At 36.7% G+C, this 13786-nt stretch carries 14 protein-coding genes; 5 read left to right on the top strand and 9 right to left on the bottom strand.

Annotated features, from left to right (window positions below; translation table 11 throughout):
• On the bottom strand, positions 1–954 hold the full coding sequence (locus EZ449_RS01775; protein ID WP_131556233.1) for a stage II sporulation protein M: 954 nt from the start codon (positions 952–954) through the stop codon (positions 1–3).
• 143 nt (positions 955–1097) lie between these two features.
• Here EZ449_RS01775 and EZ449_RS01770 point away from each other — a divergent pair, with 143 nt between their 5' ends.
• The gene (locus EZ449_RS01770) at positions 1098–1838 is read left to right on the top strand and encodes an RDD family protein (protein WP_131556232.1); all 741 of its coding nucleotides are present in this window, start codon (positions 1098–1100) and stop codon (positions 1836–1838) included.
• A 24-nt stretch (positions 1839–1862) separates the two neighbouring features.
• Here EZ449_RS01770 and EZ449_RS01765 read toward each other — a convergent pair whose 3' ends face one another.
• The 8 genes from EZ449_RS01765 to EZ449_RS01730 form a co-directional block, all read right to left on the bottom strand.
• A complete protein-coding gene (locus EZ449_RS01765) occupies positions 1863–2117 on the bottom strand; it encodes a hypothetical protein (RefSeq protein WP_131556231.1) in 255 nt (84 codons plus the stop codon).
• On the bottom strand, positions 2114–2452 hold the full coding sequence (locus EZ449_RS23435) for a DUF2752 domain-containing protein (protein WP_165499668.1): 339 nt from the start codon (positions 2450–2452) through the stop codon (positions 2114–2116). Before EZ449_RS23435 ends, EZ449_RS01765 begins: the two co-directional genes overlap by 4 nt.
• 156 nt (positions 2453–2608) lie before the next feature.
• Positions 2609–3004, bottom strand: coding sequence for a DUF2752 domain-containing protein (locus EZ449_RS01755; RefSeq protein ID WP_131556229.1), 396 nt, complete (start codon positions 3002–3004; stop codon positions 2609–2611).
• Positions 3004–3348, bottom strand: a complete 345-nt coding sequence (locus EZ449_RS01750; RefSeq protein WP_131556228.1) for a CD225/dispanin family protein — start codon at positions 3346–3348, stop codon at positions 3004–3006. Before EZ449_RS01750 ends, EZ449_RS01755 begins: the two co-directional genes overlap by 1 nt.
• Before the next feature lie 82 nt (positions 3349–3430).
• Complete coding sequence (locus EZ449_RS01745; protein WP_131556227.1) at positions 3431–4156, bottom strand: SGNH/GDSL hydrolase family protein; 726 nt, start codon at positions 4154–4156, stop codon at positions 3431–3433.
• 33 nt (positions 4157–4189) lie between these two features.
• The gene (locus tag EZ449_RS01740) at positions 4190–5248 is read right to left on the bottom strand and encodes a serine hydrolase (protein WP_131556226.1); all 1059 of its coding nucleotides are present in this window, start codon (positions 5246–5248) and stop codon (positions 4190–4192) included.
• The gene (gene lipB, locus EZ449_RS01735; protein ID WP_225872197.1) at positions 5248–6021 is read right to left on the bottom strand and encodes a lipoyl(octanoyl) transferase LipB; all 774 of its coding nucleotides are present in this window, start codon (positions 6019–6021) and stop codon (positions 5248–5250) included. Before lipB ends, EZ449_RS01740 begins: the two co-directional genes overlap by 1 nt.
• A 73-nt stretch (positions 6022–6094) precedes the next feature.
• Entirely contained in the window at positions 6095–6736 is a 642-nt protein-coding gene (locus EZ449_RS01730; RefSeq protein WP_131556225.1) for a 4'-phosphopantetheinyl transferase family protein, read from the bottom strand.
• A 71-nt stretch (positions 6737–6807) separates the two neighbouring features.
• On the opposite strand from EZ449_RS01730, the gene dcd reads away from it, so the two are divergent.
• The 4 genes from dcd (at position 6808) to EZ449_RS01710 (ending at position 13786) form a co-directional block, all read left to right on the top strand.
• Positions 6808–7344, top strand: a complete 537-nt coding sequence (dcd, locus tag EZ449_RS01725) for a dCTP deaminase (protein ID WP_131556224.1) — start codon at positions 6808–6810, stop codon at positions 7342–7344.
• A gap of 42 nt (positions 7345–7386) precedes the next feature.
• On the top strand, positions 7387–10146 hold the full coding sequence (locus tag EZ449_RS01720) for a carboxypeptidase-like regulatory domain-containing protein (protein WP_131556223.1): 2760 nt from the start codon (positions 7387–7389) through the stop codon (positions 10144–10146).
• Between the two features lie 112 nt (positions 10147–10258).
• A complete protein-coding gene (locus EZ449_RS01715; RefSeq protein ID WP_225872196.1) occupies positions 10259–12949 on the top strand; it encodes a TonB-dependent receptor plug domain-containing protein in 2691 nt (896 codons plus the stop codon).
• Between the two features lie 75 nt (positions 12950–13024).
• Positions 13025–13786, top strand: coding sequence for an enoyl-CoA hydratase/isomerase family protein (locus EZ449_RS01710; RefSeq protein WP_131556222.1), 762 nt, complete (start codon positions 13025–13027; stop codon positions 13784–13786).

Here is a 13786-nt window from a genome sequence, read left to right as displayed (position 1 = left end):
TTAATTTAGTCGAGTGCTTTTATTATAAATTTTTACTGGATAAATAAATACGTACCAAATGATAAAAGCTGCCGAAGCTATTAAAATCGTTAAGCTGATGTACATCGGCATTTCTGTATGTCGGGTTACAAAGCTTTCGAAAAAAGCAGCAACTATAAATATTGGTACTAAGCCGAGTACGATTTTGAGGCCATCTTTAGCGCCTTTTAAAACCGAAGCCATTCGGGTATAAGTTTTGGGGAATAAAAAACTATTGCCTAAAACCAAGCCAGCAGCTCCGGCCAAAACTATTGCTGAAATTTCGAGCGTTCCGTGAATCCAAATCACCAATACAGATTGTAGCCCCAGTCCTTTGCTAAAAAAGAAATACTGAAATGAACCCAGCATTACACCATTTCTAAATAAGGAAACAATAGAGCCAAAGGCAAAGATAATCCCCAGCACAAAAGTGTAAAGTGCTACATATATATTGTTGGCCCCGATTTGTAGAAACATTATTAACTCATTTTGTTGCTTGTAAACGCCAAATGGATCGCCCTTGGCAATGTTTTCATTCGTCATGTTTACATATTCATCGCCCATAATTAAGCGAACAAAAGTATCATCGTATTTTGCAGATAATGCGCCAATAGCACACGATACCAAAAAAAAGGCAAGCGCATAATATATTTGTTTCCGATGTGCTAGAAATAAAAGTGGAAGTTCGGTTTTCCAAAAGAGAATAAATCGATTGGATTTTTCCTTTTTGTTCTTGTAAACAGATTGGTGCAGTTTTGAGGCCAGGCCGTTTAAATAAGCCGTGGTTTTAGAATTTGGATAAAATGTTTTCGCATAAGCCAGATCATTCGTTATTTCTATAAACTGGTTGGCAACCTCATCAGGGTTTGCTTGGCCCATGGCATCATAATGTCGCCATTTTTCTGTATTCTGTTTAACAAATAATGCTTCTCTCATTTAAGGCGTTACCAAATCTTTGGTTAAAATAGTTAATTTTTTAAGGATATGAAAAATGTATCGATAAAACATAAGAAATCTTTAGTTGAAAAAATTAAAGCACTGATACAGCGATTATCCTTAAAAAAAATTATGTTTGAAATATGGATAGCATCAAGATTAACACATCTCAAAATATTGATATTGAATATGAAATTGCTGGGTTGGGAGAACGCATCGCCGCAAGGTGTATTGATTTAGCTGGCTTTGTAGTTTTAGGAGGCATTACAATGGTTCTAATGGGCGTTGCGCAAATAGGGATGTCTGGTAATGCTGCTTTGGTTGTCCTCTTCATATTCTTTGCCATTTTTGCTTTTTATGATTTAGTTTGCGAATTGACCATGAACGGACAAACTTTCGGCAAAAAAGTGCTTAAAATAAAGGTGGTTAGTCTCGATGGCACGCAACCCACTTTCGGCCAATACCTCCTAAGGTGGATATTTAGAATAATTGATTTTGGGTTTCCTTTAGGTTGGGGAGTTATCGCCTTGGCTTCGGTTGCGATAACAGAAAGCCATCAACGGTTGGGGGATTTGCTCGCTAAAACAACCCTAATTAAAACCACCCCACGCACACAGTTAGAAAATGTGGCTTTCAGTTTTACCTTGCCCGAAGAATATCAACCACAGTTTAAGGAAGTATTACACCTTAACGATCGCGATGTCGAATTAATACACGAAGTGCTTACAGGTTATTATCAAACAGGTAATCCTGATCTTATTTATGCCATGGCCGCTAAAACCAAAGCACATATTTTCGTTACAATCCCTGCCGGGATGAATGAATTGCAGTTTTTGGAAGCCGTGCTGAAAGATTATAATCACATTACTTCGAGTGCGGTTTAGTTATTAATTTTGAGAGCATAATTGTTAAATTATACCACCACCTAAAATTAATCTTATTAACCCAAAGAAAATAGCAATTGCGCACATTATGATTCCGGCAATCGAGGTTCCTTTTGGTAATCCTGTTCTTTGATCTTGATTGAGTCCTAGGATACTAAATATTAGTCCCAATACTGCAAATGGAATATTTATCCAATTTAGTGCGCCTATACATGGGATAAATGCTAATATCATTCCTAGGATTGCAAGAATCCCGATAATCAATCCGGCTATTTTCATATTTGTTTTGTTTTTATTTTATTCGAGTATGATATTTTAATTATATAAATTATAGCGTATAATGCATTTAAAAGTATCAATGAAAACAAAAGAACGCTACCCTTATTAAGTGTATAGGCAGCCTTTAAATTCATCTCTCCAATGTTAATAAATGCCCTAGTCATTCCACATAGAATACACTCACTATTAACAGCCTTTGAGGGGCAAAGTGGAATGTATCTTAAATGAATTGGACTTATTAAAACACTTTTTATAATAATAAATAAGCATAACAATCCGGTAATTATCCAAACGATCCTAAAAGCCTTTAAGAAATCTTGATTAATTAACCTCATTAAATTATTTATTGGGAATGTGAAATAGATAGCCAATCTACTCATCAACAGGGATAGGATTTGGATCAATGATAAGCAAATATTGTCATTTGGCAAACTGTGTTTTAAAATTTTAAGGAAAAATCATCTTGACCCTTAGATGCGAATATTTTAGCACTATGCTGCCAAATATATAAAAGGCTCTTTTGGTATATTTCTTGATATCCAAAATATCACAACCACTACAAAGATAATTTTTGGCGTTATGGGTTTATGCCAAATTTTCAGATTGTAATCTTCTGAGCATAAATAAGAGAAAATTTTTAAAAGCAAGTGAAGAAGCAAAAAAGGTAAACTTATAACAAGTAGCAGATTATAATTTAATGCTTGAATTATGTTTCCATGTAATAGAGAGTGGATAGCTCTTTGCGAACCACAGCCTGGGCAATCTAAATGAAGAAATTTATGAAAGGGACATTCAGGAAAAAAATTGTACATCTCAGGATTAAATTCATAATAAACTACCGAAAGCATTACTACAAATGCAAATCCTAAGATGTACTTAAATTTCATTATCTATAGTTGCTCATCATCGCACCACCCATACCCAACACAACGAAGAATAGGATGTAAAGAACATAAACGCCTATACCAACAAAAAAACCAATTTTGGTCCATTTTCCTGCAGCAGCAGAAGCAGCTTGCGCACCAGCGTAATCGCCCATTGCATATTTGCTGTTAACATTTGCAGCATTCACGATTCCCGCGATTCCAAAAGGTAAGCAACAAAATAATGTTACAAGAATTGATTCTACTAACCAGTTTTTAGGAGCAGGCCCAGGATTATTGCCGAAAGGTGTTTGTCCGAAAGGTTGTTGTCCAAAAGGTGTCTGTTCATTAGGTTTTTGATCTTCCATGATAAATCTTTAAGTTCTTTAATTTAAATAGTTAAACTAAAGTAAAATTTTTAATTTAAAAACAGAATAAATAAGCTAGAATTTATTTAAGAATAGCAGAAACTTTTGGCAGCAAAGCACTTGCCCACTCGCTATACATTTTCCCACTTGGATGCAGTCCATCGTTGGCAACTAGTGATGGATCTGTAGTCGCATTTCTCGATGCAGGCGTAATATTTGTATAGCTCACGCCTGCTGCAAGGGCTATTTCTTGATTTGCAGCATTAAAAGCGTCAATTTCTGAGGCTATGGCTTGTGGGTTTTTTCCAGAGTTTTTTCCAAAAGGAGTTGCGCCCCAATCGGGTATGGATACTACAAATACTCGGGTTATATCTCCATTGGCAAAGGCTATTGCTTTTTGTAACAATTCTGAAAACTCTTTCTTGTAGGTCGATATTGGATAGCCCCTATATTGGTTATTAACTCCGATGAGTAAGGTTACAAAACTGAAAGTTTGATTTAGATTTTCGGTCTTAATTGCTCTTTGTAACTCGTCAGTTGTCCACCCAGTTGTTGCAATAATTTTCGGAGCAGCAACATCAATGTTTTTATCCTTTAATAGGCTTTGAAGTTGGTATGGAAATGATTCCGCTTGTTTTACCGATTCGCCAATGGTGTAAGAATCGCCAAGGGCTAAATAAGTGATTTTATTGCCAGAACTAGGTATATTATGTATTGTTTCGGGTTTTGGTATAGTTGGCATTTCCTCCGTTTTTGTACAGCTCGAAGATAGTAAAGAAAATAAAACGATGTTGAAAAAAACCTTCATGTTTTAATTTACGAAGTTATTCTGCGATTAGTTTTATTTTAGTGCCTCAATAAGTTTCAATCTAAAGGTTGGATTGGTAATGATCTCTGCCTCAAACGCTCCAAAATTAAGTGTAATCATCGCATTTTCTTTTTCTGTTAGGCTATTAAAGAAAAACGTACAGGATAATCCTAAATCTTTTTTGTCCGTTACGTAGAAAGCATCTGTCCTAACATAAGCGGTTGACCCGCCTTTCTGCCCCAAATGTTTAAAAGCAGCCTGGTTGCCCGGGTATGCCATAGGCCATTCCATAATTTGATCAAGAAAAAATTGAACTTCTGAGGAAAAATAACTTCTACTATTTATCTTTTCCATAATATTTGTGTAATCGGAAGCAGTTGATGCAACTAATCTATCAGACCATATTTTCTGTATCTCCAGCGATAAGTTTTTGAAATTAAAATGCTTAATAAATGTTGAGTCTGTTTTTAATTTTATATGATTGATTTCACACAGTTTACGATATTTTTCCATAGACAGTGTATTGAGCTGAGCAGACCAAGTTGCGTTGTCTACTTTATCAGGCTTTAGGCAAGTCATTAAAGCTCCTGCGGTAAAATAGTATAGTGGAGTATGGTTTGCCAATTTTAATGCTTTGAGGTTGCGATTTATGTTAGCTAATCCTAATAAATCTTCAAGGTATTCTGTGTTTGCATTAGAGCTAAACTTAATCATGCCTTGAGCAACCTGTAATAAAGAAACGCTATCTCCTTTTTTCTTTTTTAACGATTTCAGCCATTCTGTATGAGCCCCACCATCGGTAAAGGGGATGTAATACTTACTTAATTCGCTTATAGCAATTTGTTCTTTCGGATTTATCTTTTTTTCAACTACCTGATTGGAAAATTCGATGGCTATGATAGTTTTTGCAGCGCTAGCCAATGGCATCAACTGATTGCCGTTAAAGTTTAGTACTTCTTTATGATTTTCTAAAATTACAATGGACGCTTTTTTTGGGTTATCCTTTATAAACTGAATAACCTGATCTAGGTTTTGTGCGGCGACAATTTTCGCGGCTAATAACAAGAATAGTGTGCAGAAAAGCTTAGCCATTAAATCAACTCCATTTTAAAAAGTTCAGCGATATGGTTTTTCAACTTTCCTTTCACTTCTTCCAGATCTAGCTTGTAACCCAACTCTTTTTCTAAAGAAGTAACTGCTTTATCATCAATTCCACATGGAACAATGTTCTTGAAATAATCTAAATCTACATTTACGTTGAATGCAAAGCCATGCATGGTTACCCACCTACTGCAACGAACGCCCATAGCACAGATTTTCCTTGCTTTGTCATTATCTGGATCGATCCATACACCAGTATAACCAGGATAGCGCCCAGCTAAAATACCATAATCCTCTAATGTTAAAATAACGGCTTCCTCTAAAGTGCGCAAGTATAAATGGATATCGGTAAAAAAATTATCTAAATCTAAAATCGGGTAGCCTACAATTTGCCCCGGACCATGATAAGTAATATCTCCACCGCGATTAATTTTGTAATAGGTTGCCTGCTTATCTTTCAAGCCTTGTTCATCAAGCAATAAATTTTCTGGATGTCCACTTTTACCTAGGGTATAAACATGTGGATGTTCATTGAAAATGAGGTGATTTGGCGTTGGCGAATTCGTTCCGTTCACCCTGTTTTGAGTTTTTATGGCAACAGTTGCATTCAGTAATTCTTCCTGTTTATTCCAGGCTTCTTGATAATCAGTTAAGCCCCAATCGGTAAATTGAGTTGGAATTAATTTCTCCGCCACTAAAGGCGAGCCTATTCCCCAAACCCCCAAAGGGTGCTTTTCAGTTCCATCGTTCATATTATCTTGCATAGATGAATCTTATCATAATTTTAATTCCCTTTTTGTTTTCTCTACCTTGTCTGTAATTCCCCTTTCGGGGGATTTAGGGGCTTACATAACCAACCATATAACCATCTTTTGTTTTAAAATAGTTAATGCTCAATTCTCTTGTGCCAGTTGGCAATTCGACCAAAGCGTTTAAGCTACCCTCGTTTTTTAGTTTGAAAGGTTTAATATGGATGTGTTGCTTAAACTCTAAACCTTTTTTGCCATGCCATTTATAGATCGCTTCCTTTGCACACCAAGCAACATAAAGGCCATCGGTATTGTCGCCTATTTGCTTTTGAGCAAGTTCTACATCACTCAAAAACTTATGCTTAATACTTTTTATTTTGTGTTTAATCAGCTCAATATCAACGCCAACGGCATAATCTTTACTAATCATCACCGCTGCGTAATCGTAAGAATGACTGAGTGAAATATGGTAATCAAAATTCACCAGATAAGGTTTGCCATGTTCATCAAATTGGCAATCGATATATTCGGTTGTATGTAACATTGTTCTGAGCAGAAGCCTTGTGCTTAACCAATGCAAAAGCCTTTTGCCACTGTTTAACGACGAAATGATGTCATGTTCGTGTTGCTTAAGCTGTAGCCCAGCCAACAATTCTTCCTCGGTTTCCTCAATTTTCCAAATTGCTAAAACCGAATGCTGATCAATATTTTTGTTATAAACGATTGGCATTTATTTAATTGGAGATTACATGCAAAATTATCTTAAATAAATGATAATTTAGGCCAAAAATACGCATAAAAATGATATTATCTGATAGCAGGATATTAGCCGAAATAGAAAAGGGCACAATCATCATAGAACCCTTTAAACGGGAATGTTTAGGAACAAATTCCTACGATGTTCATTTGGGAAAATATTTAGCTACCTATAAAAGCCGTGTGTTGGATGCAAAGGCACACAACGAAATTGAGCATTTTGAAATTCCAAAGGATGGATTTATTCTCCATCCTGGTACACTTTATTTAGGTGTAACGCTAGAATATACCGAAACACACAGCCACGTTCCGTTTTTAGAAGGTAAAAGCAGCACTGGCCGGTTAGGAATTGATATCCACGCAACAGCAGGCAAGGGAGATGTTGGTTTCTGCAACACCTGGACATTAGAAATTTCTGTAGCGCAACCCGTTAAAATCTATGCTGGAATGCCAATTGGTCAACTAATTTATTTCGTTGTAGAAGGAGATATTGAAACCATGTACAATACTAAGAGCAATGCAAAATACAGTAATAAAACCACTCGTCCGGTAGAAAGCATGATGTGGAAGAACAAGTTTTAACGGTTTCTTTAAAAAACCAAAACGTTGCCTAACCAAAATTTTATGATCTTAAAGCGCCTACTACTCATCGTAGTTTTACTCTCATGCTGCTTTTGCTCTTTCTCGCAAGCCCCAAGCAGTTCTTTTACACCAATGGTGAATGCCCTAGAAAAGTGGTCTGGCGCAAACCAGCAAGAAAAAATTTACCTCCACACCGATAAGCCCTACTATTTGGTTGGCGATACCATTTGGCTTAAGGCTTACATTACAATGGGAAGTAATCACCAACCTTCTACCATTAGTGGCGCAGTTTATATCGATTTAATGAGTGAAGGAGATTCTGTTGCAAAAAGCCTTAAGTTACCTGTAATGGGCGGCATGGCCAAAGGGGATTTTGTGCTCAACGATAGTTTAACCCGAGATGGGAACTATAGAATAAGGGCATATACAGAATGGATGCGAAATGCTGGAACGGAGTTTTTTTACGATCGTACTTTTAGTGTAGGCAATTCGGTTGCCAATGATGTTTTTGGCAAAATAGATTATGTTTTTGAGCAGGCAGATAGCAAGGCTAAAGTAAAGGCGATAGTAAAATTTACTAATGCCAGCGGTAAGCCATATGGCGAAAATGGAGTAAGCTATAGTGTAAAGGAAGGTTATAGAAGTATTGCTTCGGGCCGTGGCAAAACTAATGCTGCCGGCGAGATAAGCATTAACCTGCCAAGTTCAAAAGCTGGTGAAGAAAATAGCACTTACTTGGTTACAAGTTTTACCCTAGATGAAGACACAAAGGTTTCGAAAACATTTCCCTTAAAAACAGCAATGCTTCAAACCGATTTTCAGTTTTTTCCTGAAGGTGGATTGTTGCTTAATGATGTATGGAACAGAGTCGCATTTAAAGCCACAGGAATAAGTGGGCTTGGTGTACCCGTAACCGGAACAATTGTAGATAACGAGCAAAAAGAAGTAGCCACAATAGAAACCCAGCATTTGGGCATGGGTTATATTAATTTAATGCCCGAAACTGGGAAAACATACACTGCAAAAATTAAGGTCGAGAATGGATCTGAAATGGTGATTAAACTTCCTGAAGCCAAAGCCGATGGTTATTCGCTTTCGGTTTATGGTAGGGAAAAAGATAACGGCCAACAAGCAGACACGGTTTTACTAAGAATTAATGCGAATCCCGAAACCTTGAAAAAAGGACCACAACAACTTAATCTCATTGCACAATCTGGGGGAACGGTATATGCTGCAATGCCAGTTAACATTACCAAACCAATTACCTCTCTCTACATGCCCATCGCCGATGTGCCATCGGGTGTATTGCAATTCACACTTTTTTCTTCTGCAGGAATTCCAACAAATGAACGTGTTTTCTTCGTTCAAAAAAACGATCAAATGGACTTAAAAGTTACTGAAATTGATAAGCATGATTATAAAAAAAGAGATAAGGTTTCGTTAGGCATTTCTTCTGTAAATCCTGCTGGAGAATCTATTAGTGGCAATTTATCTATAGCAGTTATTAATGAAGATGCTGTACCTGCTGATGAAACTAAAATTACTACCATATTTTCTCAGTTATTGTTGAAAGCCGATATAAAGGGATATGTTGAGCAACCTAATTATTACTTTTTTAATCCCTCTAAAAAAACTAGGGACAATCTCGATTTATTAATGCTTACACAAGGTTACAGGAGATTTAATTGGAAAAATATTTTAGATTCGAAAAGTATCAATCCCGCATTTAAACCTGAAAAAATTGTAAATTCAGTAACTGGTCAACTAAAAACCTTAGGTAGTAAACCACTTGCAAATGGTAGCATTACATTATTGAATAATAAGTACGGTATCTTGCTAGATACTGTATCTAACCAGCAGGGAAAGTTTAGTTTCAATAACTTGATTATTTTAGATGGAACCGAGTTTACCATTCGTGGTAGAAATCCTAAAGGTGGTAAGTTGGTGGAAGTTTTGGTTGATAAAGTAGGTACACAGCCAGTCACCCCAAATCCGAATGTTGGAGATCTAAATGCAGATATTCTCTCTCTTGTAAAAACATCCTTAGAAAATAGTAAGGAATTAGATGAGCAATTGGAAAAACATGGCATGCTTAGCAGGGTACAAACATTAAGAGAGGTTAATATTCGAGCAAGAGGTAAAATGGCTTATGGCAACACAATTAAGGAAAACCAAGCGGATGAGATTTATCGCCCTGATAGCCGCAGGCCTTGCAAAACGCTAATGGATTGCTTAATGCGCATGGATGGAAGTCGCGTTAATTTCGTTTACAGGCAACAAACTGATAATTACGATGATTGCGGGCCTGTATATGTCCCTATGTTTCAACGACAACAATATACCGTTATTATCGACGGGATGACTATTGCTCCATGCGATTATCAAACATTTTTCACAGGAGACCATCCCGCTGATATAGACAAAGTATATTTTTCACACGAGAGTAAAGGTGTAAGTGCAAAACTTACCGGTACCGGTACCTTTGGTCCAGTAATGGCTGTATTTACACGTACTGGTAATTTTAGAAGAGGCTATGATCCATCAGTGGTTAGCTATTTTCCTAAAGGATATAATAATGCAAAAGAGTTCTATAACCCTAAGTATAATGTAGAGAATAATGCCAATATTCCAGATTTAAGGACTACCGTATATTGGAATCCATCTGTCATCACAGGAAAAGAAGGGAAAGCTGAAGTAAGCTTCTTTAATTCAGACCAAACGGGCAATTATTTAGTGGTGGTTGAAGGAATAAATGGACAAGGATTAATTGGTAGATCTACCTACAGGTTTAAGGTAAATTAAAAACCAAATGCGCCCAATGTAAAGCTTTGGTTATAAGTCAAATTTCATGTTATCTTCATAATTATATGCCTCAGGTTTTGTACCTTGAGGCATATTTATTTTACCACAACACATGAAACTCAAAATTACTCTTGCTCTCAGTTTTCTCTTCGTTTTAGTAGGTTTTACTGCATTTAAAATGGATGATGATCCCTTTGCTCAGCTGCTTCAAAAATTTGATGAATACACATCTAAGTACCCCCAAGAAAAAGTTCATCTCCATTTAGATAAGCCTTATTATGCAATTGGAGATGACATTTGGTTCAAAGCCTATGTATTGAATAGCAAAACATCGGCGCCATCTACCATAAGCAAAATCTTATATGTAGAGTTAATTAATGAGAAAGATTCACTTAAAAAACTGATAAAATTACCTTTAATGAGTGGCATTACCTGGGGCGATATTAAGCTAACGGATTCACTTAGCGAGGGTAACTATCGCATAAGGGCTTATACCAATTACATGCGTAATTTCGGCACCGATTTCTTTTTTGATAAGACGATTAAGATCGGAAATAGCTGGGCTAACAAAGTTTTTACAAAGACAACTTACAATTTCACCAAAGAAAACACAACGGATAAGGTAACGGCCACCATCCATTTTGAAGATAAAAATGGCATTGCTTACAGCGAAAATGATGTGAGTTATGATGTACAACTAGATTATCGTTCGGCAGCAAAGGGTAGGGTCAAAACTGATTTGAAAGGCGATGCGGTGATTATCTTTACCAACAATCAATCTTTTCAAAATAAAACTGGTAAAATCGTTGCGACACTTACTTTACCGAATAAAGAAAAAGTTGTTAAATCGATACCAATAACCTCCACTTCTAACGATGTAGATGTTCAATTTATGCCTGAGGGAGGATCTTTAATTGAGGAACTTCCACAAAAGGTCGCAGTTAAGGCTGTAAGTTCTAACGGGCATGGTGAGAATGTAGAAGGTACGGTTATAGATAGTGAGGGAAACCCAGTAACTTCTTTTTCTACAGCCTATCTAGGTATGGGCACTTTCGTATTTAATAGCCAAAGTGGAAAGTCATATTCAGCAAAAGTAAAGTTTAAAGATGGCTCTGAAAAAACTTTTAAGTTGCCGTTGGCTGCGAAAAGTGGTTATGCCATTTCATTAAATAATAGCGATACGAGTAAGGTTGTATTGAAAATTATGGCTAGTGCAGATCTTGTAAACAGTTCTGAATTAAAAGTTGTAGCCCAACACGGAGGAAATGTTTATTATGTTTCAAAAGCAAAAATGGATAAGCAGGTACTGTTGGCTACTATTCCCAGAAAGAATCTCCCATCGGGTGTAGTTCAGTTTACATTATTTTCTGGCACTAACCAGCCAATTGCCGAGCGATTAATTTTTAATAACAACAAAGCCGACTTAATCGATGTCAACATAAATGGATCTGGAGTTTCTACCGCTAAAAAGGGAAAGGCTGCGTTTACGTTTGATGCAACCAATGAAACAAAGCCAGTTTTGGGCAGTTTCTCTGTTTCGGTAACCAATGCCACCAAAGTAGCTCCCGATGATGATAATGAAACCAACATTTTAACATCACTTCTACTTACTTCGGATTTAACAGGTTATGTAGAAAAACCCAATCATTATTTTTTAAAGGATGATGCTCAAACCCAAAAGGAATTGGATAACCTCATGCTCACCCAAGGCTGGAGAAGATTTATATGGAAAAATATCATTAACAATGTTGGTCCGAATATTACCTACAAACCCGAAGAATCGATTACCATAAGTGGAACAATTACCAAGGGCAATAAACCTGTTACAAATGGAAAAGTGATGTTAATGGCTACAAAAGGAACAATGTACATTTTAGATACAGTTACCAATGCCGAAGGGAAATTTGTTTTTGATAACCTGAGTTTTAGCGACAGTACAAAATTTGTTGTTCAGGCGAGAACCAAAACAGACCGTAAGTTTGTAGAAATAAGCTTGGATGTTGTGCCAAAGCAAATCGTAACTAAAAATAAAAACGGTGCAGATATAGATGTGAATGTAAATAATACATTGATGAAGTACATTAAGGAAAGCGATAATTATTTTAACGAAATGACGCGTTTAGGCTTGCTCGAAAGAACCATCAAATTGGATGAGGTTACCATTACCGAGAAGAAAAATCCTGCTAAAAACTCCTCGAATTTAAATGGAGCTGGTAGAGCAGATTTTGTAATGACTTCCGCAGATCTATCTACCTGTGTTACCTTATCTCAGTGTTTGCAAGGTCGTTTACCAGGCGTAATTTTTAGAGGAAACGTACCGTATTTAATGCGTAGCCAGAATACGCCAATTCAATTAATTGTTGATGGAATGCAAATGGAGGCCGATTTCTTAGATAATGTTTCTCCAGTTGATGTAGAATCCATTGAGCTTTTGAAAAGTATTGGGAATACAGCTATCTATGGTTCGCAAGGTGGCGGTGGCGTAATCATCATCACCACTAAACGTGGCGATGGCGCCAGAAGTTACGATCGTTATGCGCCAGGTATTGTAACCTTTAATCCTAAAGGATTTTCTTTATCAAGAGAGTTTTACTCGCCAAAATATGATGCTGAAAGTACTAGCAGTAAGGCTGATTTCAGGACAACAATTTATTGGAATCCACAGGTTGTAGCCGACAAGGATGGCAAGGCAAAATTCCAATTTTATAATGCCGATGAACCATCAACCTACCGTGTGGTTATTGAAGGAATTGATGCATTTGGGCATTTAGCTAGAAAAGTATATACTTATGATGTTAAATAGGGAAAAATAGATAAATTTGAATATTATGCAAGCATAGTTTATTTTGGCTTGAAATTAAATCTAATACCGATTAACATGAATACAATTAAAGTAAGCGTAAAAGATCGTTTAGCAACCATCACTTTAGATAGAGGGAAATCGAATGCACTCAACCGTGAGTTGATTACTGAGCTAGATGATATGTTGAAAAATATCGCTGCTGATGATAATATTGGTGGAGTAATCTTAACTGGTACTGCACCATTCTTTTCTGCTGGCTTAGATTTGGTAGAACTTTACAACTACAACGAAGAAGAAGCAAAATCATTTTTTGAATTGTTTTTTGGTTTTACCACAAATATCGTTGCTTTTAAAAAGCCAATGGTTGCGGCCATAAGTGGGCATAGTCCGGCGGGTGGTTGTGTAATTGCGTTGGCATGCGATGCTCGTGTAATGGCAGAAGGATCATATATTATAGGCTTAAACGAAGTGCCAGTTGGTATCATCGTTCCAAATAGTATTTTTCAATTGTATGCTTTCTGGATTGGAAAAGCCGAAGCATCTCGTAGCCTACTTACGGGTAAACTTTATAATCCTGAAGAAGCATTACAAGTTGGCTTGGTAGATGAATTGGTTAAAGGAGAAAGTTTGCTTACCGCGGCACAGCGAAAAATCAAAAAATACATGGAGTTAGAAAGTAATACTTGGTCGCAAAGTAAGTTGAACATTCGTGAAGATTTAATTGCTGCAATGTCGGCAGATCAATCATCAACTTTGGAGAAAATGTTGGCCCAATGGTGGTCGCCTACTACACGCCACATTTTGAAAACCATTATTGCCAGTTTACAACGCAGATAA

This window comes from Pedobacter frigidisoli (genome assembly GCF_004331675.1).
GTDB lineage: Bacteria > Bacteroidota > Bacteroidia > Sphingobacteriales > Sphingobacteriaceae > Pedobacter > Pedobacter frigidisoli.
The sequence above is the reverse complement of the archived record's forward strand: the minus strand, read 5'-3'. Positions and strand labels throughout refer to the sequence as shown.